Below are 17,826 nucleotides of genomic sequence, written 5' to 3'. Positions count from 1 at the left end.
AATACACATCAGCTGCTCTCCTCCGCCTATTGAGCGTAGCCGAAATAGCGGAGGGGCGAACTTGCACCACCACTGGCGCGAGCTTGCAGCTCGTGCCTCAAATAATTTTTCTTTTCGATAACAATTTAGTTTCCATTACCAGACCACTACAATTTAATAATTTTTACCAAACCCTCCCCACTTACCCACCTCATCTTACAAAAATATACTCCCTCTGCAAACTCCCCAATATCTACCGTCTTATACTGGCTCCATTGAGCTACCCTCTCCGTACGTATACACTCACCGTTACAATACACCCCAAACCCCTTTCTGTCAACGCTCCACTTCGCCCCGAAGGGGGAGAGCTGAAAAAACTACCTTTATTTATATTGTATTTAAAGAAGGCAGCTGTAAGTTTTTTAGTTATTAGTATAATGCAAATATAATTTTTATTTTATACTCCTATTGGATTTATAAAGGTTAACCATCTGAGTAACGCTTGCTTAGTTTTACATTCTTTCAGGCATATCAATTCCTAATAAGTAAAATGCAGATTTTAAAACATGAGCAGTTTGGTTGCTCAGTTGCAAACGAAATTCAGATGTTTCAATTTGTGTATGATCAATAACCACGTGATCGTGATAAAACTGATTGTATGTTTTTGCTACCTCATAAGCATAATTAGCAATTATGGCAGGGCTCAATTTTTCGGAAGCCTGCTGTACTATCGATGCATAGTCTACCAATGTTTTCAATAATGCAATTTCTTTTTTATCGGCTTGGTAGGAAGTGTAATTCTTATTTTCATATTCGTTATAAACATTATCCATAGCTGCTTTACGCAACACTGATTTTATGCGGGCATAACTGTACTGAACAAATGGGCCGGTAAATCCATTAATATCGATTGACTCCGTAGGATCAAAGAGCATTCGTTTTTCAGGATCAACCTTGAGCAAATAAAATTTCAAAGCCCCCATGCCGATCGTATGATACAATTGCAGGGCCTCGGCTTCGGGCATGTCGTTAGTCTTACCCAATTGCTTTGTAACTTCGGCTGCAGCCTTTATTGTTTCTTCTACCAGGTCATCCGCATCTACCACTGTACCTTCGCGCGATTTCATTCTTCCCGAGGTAAGGTCAACCATGTTATAACTAAAGTGTATCATATTTTCCCACCAGGCATAGCCAAGCTTTTTAAATACCAGTCGCAATACCTTAAAATGATACTCTTGCTCATTACCTACCACATAAATCATTTTGTCGAAATGAAAATCCTGCTGCCGCAACATAGCGGTGCCAAGATCTTGCGTTATGTAAACCGAAGTCCCATCGCTGCGCAACAATAATTTCTGATCAAGTTTTTCATCTGTTAAATCAACCCAAACACTGCCATCATCCTTTTTATAAAATACATTTTTTGCTAACCCTTCTTCCACAATCTTTTTTCCGTAGAGGTAGGTATCACTCTCATAGTATATCTTATCAAACTCAACACCGAGTGCTTGGTAAGTAACATCCATGCCATCATATACCCAACCATTCATTTTTTTCCATAGAGCCTTCACTTCACTATCGCCCGCCTCCCAATTGCGCAGCATTTGCTGTGCCTCTTTAAATATGATTGTTTCAGCTTTTGCAAACTCTTTTAGCTCACCCTCGGCTTTATCTTTTGCTTCCTGTTTTTCGGCCTTTGCAATTTTTAATTGCAAAGCATCGTATTTGGCTTTAATCTCAACGCTTGTAAATGCACCTTCGTTCCACCTCTTCAATACATCCATAGCTTCCTGTTGATATACTTTATCAAATGCTACATAATATTTGCCAACCAGCTTATCCCCTTTTGTTCCTGTTGATTCGGGGGTTTCGCCATTACCATACCGTTGCCATGCCAGCATACTTTTGCAAATATGAATGCCGCGGTCGTTTACGATATTTACCTTTGATACTTTATCGCCAGCTGCTGCCACAATGCGGGTAAGTGCATAGCCTAGCAAGATATTGCGCATATGACCAAGGTGTAAAGGCTTATTTGTATTGGGCGATGAGTATTCTATTACGACATGTTTTGCCTGCCTGTTTACCGCTACTTGTGTTAGCGAATCATTCAACTTGTTCAGATACAATTTTCTGTTTAACGAAAGGTTGAGAAATCCTTTTACAATTTCATATTCGGTAAATGTATCAGCTTCTTTCAACAATGCATTGCCAATAGTATTGCAGGCTTCCTCAGGTTTTAGTTTAAGCAAAGGTGCAAGACCAAATACAAGCAGCGTTACATCTCCCTTAAACTCGGGTTTTGTTGGTTGCAAAATAATTTTAGGCAATGGTATGGCAACATTCAATTCAGATTGAATGGCATCTTTAATTTTCTGTTTAAGTTCTTGCTCGAGAAACATAGGTTGCTTACGGTAACTTTTTTTATAAATTCTCCAAAATAAATTTAGTCATAGCTGTATACAAATGCAGCCTTGCTCCCTTGGTGCGAATGCCATGATTGGCATTTGGATAATCGAGCATCGTATAAGGCACATTATTTTTTACCAGTTCATTTACCATCATCATGGCGTTTTGGTAATGCACATTATCATCAGCCACACCATGCACTAGCATATATTTTCCTTTCATGTTTGCAACAAAGTTGATTGGCGAATTGTCATCATACCCGCTTTTGTTTTCCTGTGGTGTTTGCAAATAACGCTCGGTATAAATACTATCGTAATAACGCCAGTTCGTTACAGGAGCCACTGCAATACCCACTTTAAAAATATCACTTCCCTTACACATACAAAGCGAAGTCATGTATCCACCAAAACTCCAACCCCATATGCCTATACGATTGCCATCAACAAAGGGTAGCGTTGCAAAATATTTTGCTGCTGCTATTTGATCTTCGGCTTCAAGTTTTCCTAATTGCTTGTACGTGCATTTTAAGAATGCATCATCTTTAGGCGTGGTGCCACGGTTGTCTACAGAAACCACTATGTAACCAAGGCTTGCCAGATGCTGATACCAATAGTCGTTTGCATTGCGCCCGGCATTAAGCACGGTTGGTGCTCCCGGTCCACCATACACGTACATCAGTACCGGATACTTTTTGTTAGCATCAAAATTCTGAGGCTTTATCATCCATGCCTGCAACTCAATTCCATCTTTGGTGGTAATGGTCATAAATTCCTTCTTGCTGATTTTGTAATCACCAAGCTTTTTTGCCAGGGCAGTATTTTCCTCCAACACTTTTATTTTTTTTCCTGATGTTTCATATAACTCAACCAATGGAACCGAGTTGGCTGTGTTATGCGTCATAATCGCATATTTAAATCCTTTACTAAATGTAGGAGTATTGATGCCATCAGCATGTCCAATAATATTCTTTTTTCCGTTGAGGTCGATGCTGTAAACTTGCCTGTCGGCAGGTGTTATATTAAAGCTGCTGTAGTAAAACATTTTTTTCGCTGCATCATAACCATAATAGTTAATAACATTTTTCTTGTCGGTGGTAATTTGTTTTACTAGTTTTCCTTTCATATCCATCCACATCAGTGCATTGTAGCCGTTCTTCACGCCCATCCAAATAAAATTTTTCTTATCGGCAGTAAACTCAAGCGCATCATTAATATCAATATATGTACTGCTTGTTTCCGTGTACAGGGTGCTAACTGCGCCACTATTAGCATCGCACAATAATAACTCAAGGTTATTTTGTAAACGGTTCATTCGGGTAATGCAAAGCGTGTTTGCATCTGCTGTCCATTTAATGCGCGGTATGTATTGATCATTGGCTGCATTGATTTGGGCTTTAGCCTTTTGATTGGTTTCGAAACTAAAGATGTGTATTTCAACTTTCGAATTTTCTTCACCGGCTTTGGGATACTTGTACTTAACTTCGGTTGGATATAGCGAATCGAACATGGTAAGCGAAAACTCGCGCACCCTGCTTTCGTCAAAACGATACCAGGCAATGTGCTTTCCATCGGGTGCCCATTCAAATGCTTTGCTAAACGAAAATTCTTCTTCGTAAACCCAATCAGGTGCACCGTTAATAATGTGGTTAGGTTTGCCATCGTGCGAAATCATTTTTTCGGTATTGCTCCCAATGCGTTGCACGTATAAATTATTGTCGCGCACATAGGCTAGGTCGTTTCCATCTGGAGAAAAATCTGCTAACTGTGCCTTTACACCATTGGTAATGTTGTACATCTTCTTCTCAACCAAATCATACACATAGTAGTCGGCCTTGAATGAATGACGATAAATAGCCTCCATCTTGCAAGTGAATAAAATTCGTTTTTCATTGCTGCTAAATGAGTACTCGTCAAATGCGAGAACCTTGCCGGCACCATCCACCAGTATTTTACCTTCAAAAATTGTTTTGATTTTTTTGCCCGTAGCGTATTCATACAGGGCAATATCACTTGTTTGATTTATGGTGTCATTGTCTAAAGCAGTGTAGGTAATACCATTATTCATGGATTTGATACCAGTAATAGATTCAGCTCTAAAGGCAAATTTTCCAAATATTTCCTGGAGCGTAAAATCTTTTTGTGCGATTGATGAAGTACAAACAAAATACAGCATCACTACAACCAAAGGCATTTTTAGCTTAATCATATCTCTAATTTAATTAATGTGGTTAAAGGTTGTGCAAGATGGATAAAATGTTTTATAGTTCAAAAAAGACCTGCTGATTTAGAGATTTACGATCAATATAGTTGGATAAGCTATGCAACAAAAGCAATAGCGTAGGGTAGAAATTCGAGCGTGTGGCTTTATATTTCATTATCCGTGCATATATTTAGACTATGTTCTGTTTAATTCTTTGGTGTGTACAAAGTAAGAATCAATCATTCATAAGCGTTTGGTATTTGGGTATATCGATTAGTGATTGTATCCAACTAATTATTATTTCAAATTACTTTGGCATTCTAAATCGATAATTATTAATGCATTCTTTCATATTTTAGTCGGATTATTGCTTATTGGGAAGTATGAAAAACAAATTTTTTACAATAATTATATCCGGATTATTGCTTGCAACAAATGTGAGCGCTTTTTCGAAAAACATAATAAAGATTGAATTTCAATCTTTATTAAAGCCACCTGCTTCTCCAAAAACTTTTTCAGCCCAACATGCCTTTAAACTCAATAGGTCGATAGAATCTAATTCATCCTATTTTGCATTTGCTATTTATTTGCAAAATGAGTTGCAGGCTTTTTTTGATGGAAGTGATTTTTATAAAATTTCGAATATAGATAGTACCATTTTAAAATTTGAAAATAAAAATTCTGCACCTGAAATTATAGATTCGGTAGTTAGTGCAAACCTGCACATTACACAACCTGTCTGGCTCTTGACAAAAGGCAATTCAATCGAAATTTTAAAAGAGGATTTTAGACTAACTTCAGATTTGGCAAATGAAAAATTTACAAACGAGAAAGTCAGAATGTGACTGACAGCATCATTATTAGTTATAATGAAAAAGAGTTAATCAGTGGTTACAAGCAATTTTTGTATCGTGATAAGGTTAAAAATTATTTTCAATTAATTTTTGAAAATCTAACTTACGAAGAAATTAGTGACCCAATTGAGTTTCAGGTATTGATTGATTCTTTAGCAGCAATGCGGTATATCACAAAAGATGGATTTGCACCTGAGGAGGAGGATGCATTTGTAGATTAATTAGATACGCTTAAGTTTATTATTCCATTTACTGCCTATAAGTTTAACAATGATTCTATTTCGATTCCATCTGGCAATAGCAAATTAATGCTACTTGATTTTTCATATGCTAGTTGCCTCCCTTGCATTAACGCGATTCCCATGCTTAATGCTGTTTTTAAAAAGTACAAGCCAACAGATTTGGTTGTGCATTGGATTGATCCTGTCGATTTTAAAGATAAGACTTTTGCCAAAGGGCAGTTTGCAAAACTTGGAATTGAGTTTGAAGTGTTGTTTGATGAACAGCGTTATTGCCTGTCGTTATATAATATGAATACATATCCTGAAACTTTCCTTGTTGAAACCCAAACCGGAAAAATAGTTTATCATCATAGAGGCTATCTAGTAGACACTGGTATTGAGAAGGAGTTGATGAATGCTATAGATGGTTATTTGAAAGTGCACTAAGTGTAAACAGTAATGCTATCAGGCTTGACCAATCAATAGGCAGACATAGTATAAATGTGTATGTCATTTCACGGTATTACATTTCCTTTATGTAAGCACCTATGATTTTAGCTTTTAAAGGCAATCACTCTTTAAATCGCAGCACATTTTATTCTTGCAATTATTTGCAGTAATCTTGCGCTTGGAAATTTTATATTGAATCAAAAAAATGTGCGTTTGATAGAATGAAGTTCGACTTAGTTAAAAAGGATAAAGTATTAAAAGCAACATCTGCTATTGCCGACAAGCAAGGCATAAAAGCATTTGTGATAGGCGGGTGGGTGCGCGATTTGATTTTGAAACGCCCATGCAAGGATATTGATATCGTATGCGAAGGTGATGGAATTTCATTGGCACAAGCGGTGTTGCAAAAAATTAATCCATCGGCTAAATTAACCGTGTTTAAAAATTTCGGTACTGCACATTTCAAACACAACGATATAGATTACGAATTTGTAGGTGCCCGCAGAGAAAGTTACAATAGTGATTCGCGCAAGCCTATTGTAACCGATGGCACTCTTGATGATGACCAACGGAGACGTGATTTTACAATCAATGCATTAGGCATTTCACTCAATAAGGAAGATTTCGGACAATTGAATGACCCGTTTGATGGATTGGCGCATTTAGAAAGTGGAACTCTTAAAACTCCGCTTGAGCCCGGCATTACATTTAGTGACGACCCATTGCGAATGATGCGTGCTGTGCGCTTTGCAACTCAATTGAGTTTTAACATAGAGCCGGAAACGTACACTGCGTTAAAGAAAAATGCACATCGATTAAAAATTGTAAGTCGCGAACGTGTCATTGATGAGTTGAATAAAATTATTTTAACCCCGCAACCTTCAAAGGGATTTGTAATATTATTTAATACCGGATTGCTTCAGGAGTTTTTTCCTCAGTTTTGTTTGTTACATGGGGTAGAGCAGAAGGAAGGGCGTGGCCATAAGGATAATTTTTATCACACACTTGAAGTGCTTGATAATATTTGTGAATCTACCGATGACCTTTGGTTACGTTGGTCTGCCATCTTACATGACATTGCCAAACCGGCAACCAAAAAATTTGAGCCGGTCCATGGCTGGACATTTCATGGGCATGAGGATCGTGGTGCACGTATGGTTCCTAAAATATTTGCACAGCTAAAATTACCGCTGAACGAGAAAATGAAATTTGTGCAAAAGATGGTTTTGTTACATCTGCGCCCCATCGTATTGGCTCAGGAAATTGTAACAGACTCTGCAGTGCGAAGATTGTTATTTGATGCTGGTGATGATATTGATAGCCTGATGAAACTCTGTCATGCCGATGTTACTACCAAGAATGAATACAAAATAAAAAAGTATAAGCAAAACTTTGAACTGGTAAAGCAAAAATTAGTTGAGGTAGAAGAAAAGGATAGGATACGCAATTGGCAACCGCCAATTGATGGTGCTTTGATTATGAAAACATTCAACTTGCAACCAGGTCGAGAAGTTGGCTTGATAAAAACTGCCATACGAGAAGCTATTCTAGACGGAGAAATCACTAATGAATTTGATGCTGCTTATCAATTAATGATTAAAACGGGAGCAAAACTTGGGTTAAATGCAGTAACGGTATAAAGCTATTTTTACAATACAACTATTGCCATATACGTTGCATGCTTAGGGCTAGCTGTTTAATATCGATATTCAATAAAAGTAATAATTCAGCAGCAGAAACAAAAAAATTAGTGCTCGTAAAAATTACCAAAGCATTAAAAAACTCTTGCATCAAGACCAGCATATATGAGTTCAAAACAATTCTCCTTGAAAGAAATTTGAACTCACTACAATCATCAACTAACATCTGATAATCGCCAGAAATTTTTGAGGCGCTTAATTGCGGCTATCAAATTGATTTTTGATCTGAATATACTTTCGAAGAAAACGGTGTCGCTCCTACGGAGCTCTTAGATTTTTAATGCAGCAGACCATTCCCCTGTGAGGCAATGTGATTAAGTTAAGGAATTAAATCCAATTGCCTGCGCTCACCCGTAGCCCTAAAGGGCACCTCCACGTAGATTTCGTTACAACGGACTGTCTCCCTTTAGGGATTCAGGGTGCGCTGAGGGCTTAACTCAATGACATTCCCCTGTGAGGCGTTAGGTTAATGAATAGGCAACCGATAAAAAATCAACAATTCCTAAGTAGAAAAAAAAGAAATTCTCCTTGCCTCTTCGAATCTCCGTGCGCCACCAGTATTTAATCTTCAAAAAAAAAGAAACTCTCTATGCCTATCAGTGTCCCCTTGCAACACCAGTATTTAATCTTCAAAAAAAGAAATTCACCGTGCTCCTCCGCATCTCCGTGCGCCACCAGTATTTAATCTTCAAAAAAAAAGAAATTCTCTGTGCCTCTCCGTGCCTCCGTGCGCCACTCGTATTTAATTATCAAAAAGCACACAAGCACCTATAAAAAACAGCAAGTCCTACTTATACAACGCTGCATTAATATACACCTGATCTATACAATTTTCGGTAAACGCATAAGGCATGTAGTGCAATGATGGCAATTCTTTAGTCACTATAAAATTTGCAACCTTGCCTTTTAGATAGGGTGCCATGTGTAGCAATACAATCCATAGCAGCTGCGCTGTTAATAGTTGCCGCCACAATTGCTTCTTCGGGAAACATTTTCAATTTGACACATGCTAATGAAAGTACAAAAGCCATACTCCCACTGGGCGAAGAACCGGGGTTGAAATCTGTTGCAAGGGCAAGGGGCAGTCCATTATCAATCATCATACGAGCCGGTTGATAATGCAAACCAAGGAAAAATGCTGCCGAAGGCAACAAGGTTGGCATCGTGTTGCCAGGTAGCAGACAAGCAACTTCTTCGCTACCTATGTGCTCGCAATGGTCTACCGACAAAGCGTTGTGAGCCACGGCCATTTGCACCGCACCAATATTGGCAAGCTGATTGGCATGAATCTTTGGTTTCAATCCATATTTTTTTCCGGCTGCAAGAATTTGATTTGCCTCCTCGATGCTATAAAAACCTCGATCACAAAATACATCAACAAAATCAGCCAAACGTTCGTTTGCAATAGCTGGCAGCATCTCGTCAATAATTAAATCAATGTAGCCTTTTCTATTTTCCTTATATATCAAAGGCATTGCATGCGCTCCCAGAAAGTTCGCTTTAATGGTTATGGGAAAATTCTTTCTTAACTGTTGAATTACGCGAAGCATTTTAAGTTCGCCATCTACTGTTAGGCCATAGCCGCTTTTAATTTCGATGGCTCCTGTACCAAGCAATATCATGGTGCGCAGCCTTGCTGCTGCACAATCGTACAAGTATTCTTCGCTAGCCAGGTTTAGAGCTTTTGCAGAATTAAGTATGCCTCCTCCCCTAGCGGCAATTTCTTCGTAACTCATACCATGTATTCGGTCAACAAATTCGCGCTCGCGCGAACCCGCATAAACAATGTGCGTGTGCGAATCGCACCAGGCAGGCAATACAAATTTATTTTTCAAATCAATTACCTCAGCGTCTTGCAAGTGGCTGTCGTCCAACACTTGCATGCTGCGTGAATTATCTATAAATCCATCTGCGCAACTAAGCCAGGCATTATCTATCGCATCTAGTTGAGCCATGTCTGCCCCCTTCTTTACTCCACTATCTTTGGTAAGTATCAGTTGCTTTATATTGGTAAATATTTTCTTATTCATAAAATAATCTTTTTAACGTATATCGCCATGGTTAACAACAAAACGATAGGGCCAGTTGGCTGCTTCGCCAGCATAAGCAACACCAATACGCGGTGTTGCCTTTATGAGGGCCTTATCAAAATTGATATGTTCATCGGTAATCCAAATTTTACTTCCACCTATGTTTATGCCATTACAATGCAAATCAATACCCATGGCCTTTGCTACCATGCCGGGGCCGGCAGTTAGCCTTTTAGCATGTACACCCTTGCCTCTGCGCTGTTGCATGTGAGCTTCACCTGTTACCGGTTTTAAAGCACGAATCAATATTGCGTGAGGAATTTCCTTCTCATTAGTAACAATATTAAATAAGTGATGCATGCCATAACACAAATATACATAAGCGATACCGCCTTGCTTAAACATGGTTTCGGTTCGTGCAGTTCTGCGGCCTTTGTAAGCATGCGAGGCCTTATCGATTGCTCCTTCATATGCTTCGGTTTCGGTTATGATACCTGAGGTGATTGCTCCATCAATTTTTGTGTGCAAGGTCTTGCCAATAAGGTTTTGGGCTAGCATTACTACATCCGGCTGCAAAAAATAATCCTTACTAATCTTCATTCATCCAATTTTCTGTAGGTGGGTTTTAATATCAGGCGAATGGCACGCTCGTAATTAATGTAATTATACATCCAGTTAATAAACACAATGAGCTTGCTACGAAAGTTTACCAGCAGCAGCAAATGCAAAGCCATCCATGCTAGCCAGGCTATGTAGCCACTGAGTTTGATGCCGTAGGCTTCAAACACTGCTTCGCCACGGCCTATGGTTGCCATACTTCCTTTATCAAAATAGGTAAACTCCCTCCATTCATTCATAGCCAAAGTGCGGAGCATATTGTTTGCAAGATTTTCTGCCTGTTGCTCAGCAACAGGAGCAACCATGGGATGTCCGTTTGGAAATTTGGTATCACCTTCGATACTTGCAATATCGCCAAGTGCAAAAATATTTTGATTACCCTTTACAAGATTTTTTCTGTTGGTTACTAATCTTCCACTACGTGTGAATGATTCAGCTGACAGGCCGTTAATCGTACTGCCACGAACACCTGCAGCCCATATTACCGTATAACTTGGCAGCTCCATGCCATTGCTAAGCTTAGCTAAATGGCCATCATACGATAGCAGTTTTGTATTGAGCCAAACTTCAACTCCAAGTTTTTGTAATGAGTCTATTGCCTTTAGCCGCAGCGATTCGCTAAACATAGAAAGCACTTCGCCTCCTGACTCTACCAAATGCACATGCATTAATTTTTTATCAATCTCTTTATAGTCATGTGGCAATACGTGTGCCTTCATTTCGGCAATGGCACCGGCAAGCTCAACTCCGGTAGGCCCTCCACCTACAACAATAAAATTAAGGGTCTTGGCTATGGCATCTTTTTTCCTTAACGATAAGGCACGTTCAAACTCTTGCAAAATATCGCTACGCAAATCAAGTGCTTCGTTTACACTCTTCAGTGTTTGACAATTTTTCTGCAAATCTGCATTACCAAAAAAGTTGGTGACAGCACCGGCACATATCAGCAGATAATCATAACTGAACTCACCGATAGTAGTAGCTATCGTATTTTGGTCAGCATGAATATGTGTAAGCTCGCACATCCTGAAGGTTACATTACGGTGTTTACGCAGAATTTTACGTATAGGATAAGCAATAGCATCAGGCCCCAGCCCACCCATCGACACTTGATAAAGTAAAGGTTGAAAGGTGAAATAATTGTTTTTATCGATTAAGGTTATGTCAAATGGCTTATTCTTTAGCTTCCTTAATAAAGCTAATCCGGCAAAGCCTGCACCTATTATTATTAATTTTTTACGCTCTTGCATTTTGATAATTCATTCAAAAAGGCAAACATTGCAAAGTTGTAGTTTATGTATCATAATACATAATTAAAGAATGGAAATTTTCAAAATAGGTTTTTTAACTGTTAGGTTACTCGATATTATCGATATCGCGATTGTTGGTTTTATTCTATTTAAGCTATACGATTTACTAAAGGGTGGCATTGGCATTAATCTTTTTGCTGGAATTCTTCTGTTTGTATTTGCTTATTATTTGTTTAAAAACGTTTTGCATCTTGAACTGCTGAGCGAGTTGCTTGGCCAATTTATAAATGTTGGTGTGCTTGCTTTGTTAATATTGTTTCAACCTGAGTTGCGCAAATTTCTGATTATTATGGGTACCAACAGCATTACCATTCGTAACTTATTCAAAAAACAAATTACCAACTGGCCTGCATTTGGGGCCGAAGAAAAAAAGCCATTAAAAATTACGTCTATTACCAAAGCTTGCCGCAACATGTCGGAAAGTAAAACGGGAGCCTTAATTGTATTGGCAGGAAATAATGATTTAACCTATTATGCAAATAGTGGCGACCTTATAGAAGGCGAAGTAAGCAAGCGACTAATAGAAACCATTTTTAATAAACAAAGCCCCATGCACGATGGCGCTGTCATTATACAAGATGGAAAAATATTTGCTGCCCGCTGCCTGCTACCGATAACGCAAAATGATGAATTGCCGGCAGCACTGGGCACACGACACCGTGCGGCTATAGGCATAACGGAGCAATCGGATGCCATGTCAATTATTGTAAGCGAAGAAACTGGCGAAATAGCTGTGGCAGAATCAGGTAACTTAAATTTAAATGTGAGCCTAACTGAACTTGAAAACTTAATTAAGAAATTCGAAACACAATAATACTGGTACGATTTTCTTTAACTAATAAATGAAACTAAAAACCGAATGATATGAAAAAATTAATTTTGGCAATTGCCATTGTAACCATCACACTGCCATCGTGCGATACCGTTATGCAAACTGCACAAACAGTGCTCTCAACACCAACCAATGAAGAAGCCGCAGGCGGCTTGCGCGATGCGCTGTCGCAAGGTGTAGGCAAAGGGGTTGATATACTTGCTGCCACCGGAGGATTTAATAAAAACAATGCCATACGCATTTTACTTCCACCCGAAGCAGTAAAAATAGAAAGCACCCTTCGCAACCTAGGCATGGGTAGCGAGGTTGACCGTGTTATTACCAAACTGAACGAAGGTGCCGAAAAAGCTGTTAAAACTGCTAAGCCCATTTTTGTAGATGCTATAAAGAAGATGACCATTACCGATGCGTTGAACATAGTAACCGGAGGCAATGGCAGCGCCACCAACTATCTTAAAAAAACAACCACACAAAGTCTTAACACTGCATTTAAGCCTGTGATACAAAGCTCGCTCAATCAGGTCGGTGTAACAAAATATTGGGACGATTTGGTTAAAGTGTACAATGCCTTGCCCACCACTACCAACAAACTTAATCCGGATTTAAATTCGTTTGTAACCGATAAAGCGCTGCAGGCATTGTTCGGAAAAGTGGAACAAGAAGAAAACCTTATTCGTAAAGACCCCACCAAACGCGTAACCGCACTAATGAAAAAAGTTTTTGCTTATGCCGATACCAAGAAAAAATAGCTGATAGATTGCTTGCTATGGAGTTGTTTGCTGTTTTTAAGATATCAAGATTTTTTTATTGATTCAAAAATATATTTATGAATTACATTCAAGTTTGCCCGATAGATGAATTGCCAAATAACTCTCAAAAAATTGTCAACGTTGGAAAACGAAAAATCGCTCTTTTCCACTTCAATGGAAAACTATCTGCTATAGCCAATGCATGTTTACATAAAGCCGGTCCATTAGGTTTAGGAGTGGTAAGTGCTAAATATGATGGCATGTATGTAACCTGCCCATGGCATGGTTGGGAGTACAATATCGAAACAGGCAGTGCGCCTCCCGGATACCCTGACCAACAAGCACTTTATGAAATAAAATCAGAAGGTGGCTATATTGTAGTAAGCCAAGAGCCTATAGTTAAAGCACATAGAGCGCACCACCATAATCCTTTGTTGGAGGATTTAATAAAACTGAAATACCAAACCTCGGAAAATAGTTTAAATATTTTAGGTATTAGCACTACCAATTTATCGCCCTCTTTACCAAGGTTTTCTACTTCGGAAGATGCTTTAGAAAAATCACTGGCTTATGCATCTGAGAAATATGGAGCAGCTACAAAAATGGTCAAATTAAGAGAATTGGAATTCCGCAATTGCGAAGGATACTATTCGCAACATAGCCATGCTTGTACCTGGCCTTGCAGCATTACCGAAATGAATCCGGAAGATGGGATGACCGAAGTATATGAAAGCATGATTTTATGGGCAGATATTGTCATGGTATCAACGCCAATCCGCTGGGGCAATGCCTCTGCATTGTATTACAAAATGGCAGAGCGATTAAATTGTGTACAAAACCAAATTACTATCAATAGTAAAATATTAGTAAAAAATAAAATTGCTTCGTTTATTATTACTGGCGGACAGGATAATATACAACAGGTTGCCGGACAAATGATGTGTTTCTTTACCGACCTCGGATTTACATTTCCTCCGTTTAGCTTTTTGGGATGGAGTCGTGGATGGACTGCTGAAGATATGGAAAAAAATGTTATGCTATTTAAAAAGAGCGAATACATAAAGCGCACTTCTATAGAAATGGTAGACAATTGCGTAGAAGTACTGAAGCAAATAAAAAATATAAACAGCTCCAAAATTCAAGCTCCAAAACCTAAACGAATTGATTCGTTAAGTATAGACATAGAAAACAAAGATATGAACGTTTAATGCTTAATACAATTACGCAAAACATTTAGCCACTAATACGCACCCACACTCGAGTAGAGTAAATATTGGGGCTTGGCATTTAGACCGCACTATTGTGTTGCACTCCATTTGGCACCAGGATATTTTTTCTGAAATTATTACTGAGGTTTTGTATGTTTGGAAACCAAATCCAACTAAAAGTTTTAAGGTTATATGTTCTAGTTTCAAAAACAAATTGCCCAATGGTAGATTGCATACTATAAAGTTTGATGTTATTGCGTAACAAAAGTAATAATAATATACAAAAAACGCAATTGCGTTTTTGTATATTAATTTCTAACTAAATAAATATGAAGCACTACGGGCTAAGTATAAATAAAATTAAAAATAATGACTTGCGTCAAGCGGGGAGTTAGCGGTCATGCTAGGAAGACAACCGACTATTAACAATTAAGAAATTAAAATGACAAGAAGTTACTACTCAAATACAATTTCTGACTTCTTAAAAGATGATGAAACTCGAATTCTTGGACAGTTAAGTTTACACCACAACCATGCACTGGAAGACTTACAAAAAAACGCTTGGGTTAAGCAAATAACAATTCTCAAAGATACTCTTCAAACTATTAACAACGGACAAATTTATTTTGAGTTTTCAATCCCTCGAATGGGAAAACGGGTTGACAATGTTTTAATAATAAACGACCTAATTTTTGTTTTAGAATTTAAAGTTGGTGACAATCAATACCAGAAACACTCAATAGAACAAGTAGTTGACTATTGCTTGGACTTACAAAATTTTCACGAAGGTAGTCATCATGAAAAATTAATCCCTTTATTGATTTCTACAAAAGCAGAACCGATAGAAAACTTATTTACAAGTGATGACAATTTATTTGAGCCTTTAAAAGCTAATCAACAAAATTTAAGTGCCGTAATAAACAAGACACTTTTACAAAGCAACGGAAAACAAATAAATGCTACTGACTGGGAAAATTCAATTTACAAACCCACTCCAACTATAATTGAAGCTGCACAAGCTCTCTACAAGGGACACAATGTAAAAGAGATTTCAAGGCACGATGCAGGAGCAATCAATCTATCAAAGACAACAGACTGCATTAACAACATAATTGAGACTGCAAAAAGAGAAAATAAAAAGTCAATTTGCTTTTTGACTGGAGTTCCTGGTGCTGGGAAAACATTAGCAGGACTAAATATAGCTAACGAAAGAATGAAAGCGGATGAAGATGAACATGCAGTTTTTCTTTCTGGAAATGGACCGCTAGTAGATGTTTTGAGAGAAGCCTTAACCAGAGATGAGGTTGCAACGTCAAAAGAAAACGGTGAATCACTGACAAAAAAAATTGCCGCAATAAAAGCTAACGCTTTTATTCAAAATATTCATCACTTTCGAGATGACAATTTAATTTCTAAGAAAGCACCAGTTGAAAAAGTTGTGGTTTTTGATGAAGCACAAAGAGCTTGGGCAAAGGAACAAGTAAGCTCCTTTATGAAACGAAAAAAAGGAGTTGAAGACTTTGATATGTCTGAGCCCGAATTCTTAATCAGCGTCATGGATAGACATGAAGACTGGTGTACAATTATTTGTTTAATCGGTGGTGGACAAGAGATAAATACTGGTGAAGCTGGAGTTTCTGAATGGCTTTCTTCTTTGAAAAACAACTATCCTCATTGGGATATTCATTACTCAAATTTGATTTCTACAGACGATAATTATTTATCAGACATTGAATTAAGAAATTGGGTTCAATCTGTAGCCACCGAAAAACATGAATTGCATTTATCGGTTTCTGTAAGGTCTTTTCGTTCAGAGAAAATTTCGGAGTTAATGCACGAAATTTTAGAGGCAAAACATGAAAGAGCAAATACACTTTTAGGTGAAGTCAAAAATGATTTTCCAATATTAATTACAAGAGACTTGACAACTGCAAAAAAATGGTTGAGAACTCAAGCAAAAGGAAGTGAAAGAATTGGACTAGTTGCAAGTTCCGGAGGTAGAAGATTAAGACCTTTAGGAATTGATGTTAAGAAACGAAATATCTGCTCCTAATTGGTTCTTGAATAATTCTGATGATATTCGTTCTTCATATTTTCTAGAAGAAATAGCAACTGAATTTGATATACAAGGATTAGAAATTGATTGGGTTTGCTTGGCGTGGGACATCAACTATTATTTTGAAAATGGGATATGGAATTGTCAATACTTTTCCGACTAAGGTGGCAAAATATCCACAACGAAAACGACAAAACATATTTGCAAAATGCATACAGAGTGCTATTGACCAGAGCCAGACAAGGACTAATAATTTACATTCCAGAAGGTGACGACCTTGACCATACAAGACCAAAAGAACTTTATGACAGCACATTTAATTACTTTCAATCATGCGGAATAAAGAATATATAACGACATCGGAAAAAGAAGCACGAACCGGTAACATTTAGCCGTATAGACGAAAGCCCCCCTGCATCGCAGCAAACGAGGGGCTTTTGTCTATAGGCCTGCTCCGTATTCTTTAACGGGGTGTTCAGCGACACCGGCATGGGGTGTCGTCATAATTGAGTGGCTTTGCTGTGGAGGGGGGGCGTGCTAAATTGCTTAGGTGTAATAGTAAAGCAATTTTACTTTTTTGGGTGTTTAACTATGAGTGTATACGATTACAATTGTTATTAATATTCAGTTTTTTCAATAGTACCCCTACCCAAAATTGAGCGTACTTTATTACCATACAGTTTTTTTTCATTGCGATTCCGATTACCAACGGAGTAAGTAATTTTTAATGTTTTCATCGATTAGTGTTTTGTTTAAGTGGTGAACCCCTGTTGCGCAATGGTTTTTCCAAATTTTTCATATGCAGTTCTTCTCGATTTTTTCTATAAAAAAAATTGGCCCTAAAGGCCAATGTCATTAAGTTAAGCCATCCGCGCACCCTGAATCCCTAAAGGGAGCCAGTCCGTTTTAACGAAACCTGCGTGGAGGCGCCCTTTAGGGCTACAGGTGAGCGCAGGCAATTGGATTTAATTCCTTAACTTAATGACATTGCTCTAAAGGCTTCTTATTAAATTCGTGAAATATTTAAGATTAATTCAAATAAATAACGTTCTTAGAATTCTAAAAAACATCCTAAAGCCAAAAGTAAATTTATGAAATATACATTTATAATTCTCGGAATACTAGTCGCACAAAATATTTTTGCACAAATTGATACGCTAAAGAAACTGACTTTTAGCGCCTATGGCGAATTGTATTACAGCTACGATTTT

The 17,826-nt window shown here is 38.0% G+C and carries 11 protein-coding genes and 2 pseudogenes; 8 read left to right on the top strand and 5 right to left on the bottom strand.

Features of this window, described 5'->3' with window-relative positions:
• Nucleotides 1-491 precede the first annotated feature (491 nt).
• Nucleotides 492-2,381, bottom strand: coding sequence for an arginine--tRNA ligase (locus IPO27_15710; protein MBK8847888.1), 1,890 nt, complete (start codon nucleotides 2,379-2,381; stop codon nucleotides 492-494).
• Nucleotides 2,382-2,403: 22 nt separating this feature from the next.
• Nucleotides 2,404-4,593 carry a S9 family peptidase gene (locus IPO27_15705; GenBank protein ID MBK8847887.1) on the bottom strand — a complete coding sequence of 730 codons (2,190 nt, stop codon included), beginning with the start codon at nucleotides 4,591-4,593 and terminating at the stop codon, nucleotides 2,404-2,406.
• A 377-nt stretch (nucleotides 4,594-4,970) separates the two neighbouring features.
• On the opposite strand from IPO27_15705, the gene IPO27_15700 reads away from it, so the two are divergent.
• From IPO27_15700 to IPO27_15685, 4 genes are all read left to right on the top strand, one after another.
• Complete coding sequence (locus IPO27_15700) at nucleotides 4,971-5,432, top strand: hypothetical protein (GenBank protein MBK8847886.1); 462 nt, start codon at nucleotides 4,971-4,973, stop codon at nucleotides 5,430-5,432.
• Complete coding sequence (locus tag IPO27_15695; protein ID MBK8847885.1) at nucleotides 5,429-5,662, top strand: hypothetical protein; 234 nt, start codon at nucleotides 5,429-5,431, stop codon at nucleotides 5,660-5,662. Before IPO27_15700 ends, IPO27_15695 begins: the two co-directional genes overlap by 4 nt.
• A gap of 87 nt (nucleotides 5,663-5,749) precedes the next feature.
• Nucleotides 5,750-6,109, top strand: coding sequence for a TlpA family protein disulfide reductase (locus IPO27_15690; GenBank protein ID MBK8847884.1), 360 nt, complete (start codon nucleotides 5,750-5,752; stop codon nucleotides 6,107-6,109).
• 224 nt (nucleotides 6,110-6,333) lie between these two features.
• On the top strand, nucleotides 6,334-7,752 hold the full coding sequence (locus IPO27_15685; GenBank protein ID MBK8847883.1) for an HD domain-containing protein: 1,419 nt from the start codon (nucleotides 6,334-6,336) through the stop codon (nucleotides 7,750-7,752).
• A gap of 847 nt (nucleotides 7,753-8,599) precedes the next feature.
• On the opposite strand, the pseudogene IPO27_15680 reads toward IPO27_15685, so the two are convergent.
• From IPO27_15680 to IPO27_15670, 3 genes and pseudogenes are all read right to left on the bottom strand, one after another.
• A pseudogene (locus IPO27_15680) lies at nucleotides 8,600-9,842 on the bottom strand (imidazolonepropionase).
• 12 nt (nucleotides 9,843-9,854) lie between these two features.
• Nucleotides 9,855-10,442 carry a DNA-3-methyladenine glycosylase gene (locus IPO27_15675; protein MBK8847882.1) on the bottom strand — a complete coding sequence of 196 codons (588 nt, stop codon included), beginning with the start codon at nucleotides 10,440-10,442 and terminating at the stop codon, nucleotides 9,855-9,857.
• Nucleotides 10,439-11,710: an NAD(P)/FAD-dependent oxidoreductase gene (locus tag IPO27_15670; protein MBK8847881.1), complete on the bottom strand. Its 1,272-nt coding sequence runs from the start codon at nucleotides 11,708-11,710 to the stop codon at nucleotides 10,439-10,441. Before IPO27_15670 ends, IPO27_15675 begins: the two co-directional genes overlap by 4 nt.
• A gap of 70 nt (nucleotides 11,711-11,780) precedes the next feature.
• Here IPO27_15670 and IPO27_15665 point away from each other — a divergent pair, with 70 nt between their 5' ends.
• The 4 genes and pseudogenes from IPO27_15665 to IPO27_15650 all read left to right on the top strand — a co-directional run bounded on the left by IPO27_15665 (nucleotide 11,781) and on the right by IPO27_15650 (nucleotide 16,969).
• Nucleotides 11,781-12,584 (top strand): TIGR00159 family protein, encoded by an 804-nt coding sequence (locus IPO27_15665; GenBank protein ID MBK8847880.1) that lies wholly within the window; start codon nucleotides 11,781-11,783, stop codon nucleotides 12,582-12,584.
• A gap of 50 nt (nucleotides 12,585-12,634) precedes the next feature.
• Entirely contained in the window at nucleotides 12,635-13,351 is a 717-nt protein-coding gene (locus IPO27_15660; GenBank protein MBK8847879.1) for a DUF4197 domain-containing protein, read from the top strand.
• Nucleotides 13,352-13,428: 77 nt separating this feature from the next.
• On the top strand, nucleotides 13,429-14,559 hold the full coding sequence (locus IPO27_15655) for a Rieske 2Fe-2S domain-containing protein (GenBank protein MBK8847878.1): 1,131 nt from the start codon (nucleotides 13,429-13,431) through the stop codon (nucleotides 14,557-14,559).
• 442 nt (nucleotides 14,560-15,001) lie between these two features.
• A pseudogene (locus IPO27_15650) lies at nucleotides 15,002-16,969 on the top strand (DUF2075 domain-containing protein).
• Nucleotides 16,970-17,826 lie beyond the last annotated feature (857 nt).

It is taken from the genome of Bacteroidota bacterium (assembly GCA_016714535.1).
Classification (GTDB): Bacteria; Bacteroidota; Bacteroidia; order AKYH767-A; family OLB10; genus JADKFV01.
The sequence above is the reverse complement of the archived record's forward strand: the minus strand, read 5'-3'. Positions and strand labels throughout refer to the sequence as shown.

Coding starts and splice junctions, on each gene's coding strand:
- IPO27_15665 (MBK8847880.1), top strand. CDS start 11,781: ATGGAAATTTTCAAAATAGGTTTTTTAACTGTTAGGTTACTCGATATT.
- IPO27_15685 (MBK8847883.1), top strand. CDS start 6,334: ATGAAGTTCGACTTAGTTAAAAAGGATAAAGTATTAAAAGCAACATCT.
- IPO27_15710 (MBK8847888.1), bottom strand. CDS start 2,381: ATGTTTCTCGAGCAAGAACTTAAACAGAAAATTAAAGATGCCATTCAA.
- IPO27_15700 (MBK8847886.1), top strand. CDS start 4,971: ATGAAAAACAAATTTTTTACAATAATTATATCCGGATTATTGCTTGCA.
- IPO27_15660 (MBK8847879.1), top strand. CDS start 12,635: ATGAAAAAATTAATTTTGGCAATTGCCATTGTAACCATCACACTGCCA.
- IPO27_15690 (MBK8847884.1), top strand. CDS start 5,750: ATGCTACTTGATTTTTCATATGCTAGTTGCCTCCCTTGCATTAACGCG.
- IPO27_15655 (MBK8847878.1), top strand. CDS start 13,429: ATGAATTACATTCAAGTTTGCCCGATAGATGAATTGCCAAATAACTCT.
- IPO27_15670 (MBK8847881.1), bottom strand. CDS start 11,710: ATGCAAGAGCGTAAAAAATTAATAATAATAGGTGCAGGCTTTGCCGGA.
- IPO27_15705 (MBK8847887.1), bottom strand. CDS start 4,593: ATGATTAAGCTAAAAATGCCTTTGGTTGTAGTGATGCTGTATTTTGTT.
- IPO27_15675 (MBK8847882.1), bottom strand. CDS start 10,442: ATGAAGATTAGTAAGGATTATTTTTTGCAGCCGGATGTAGTAATGCTA.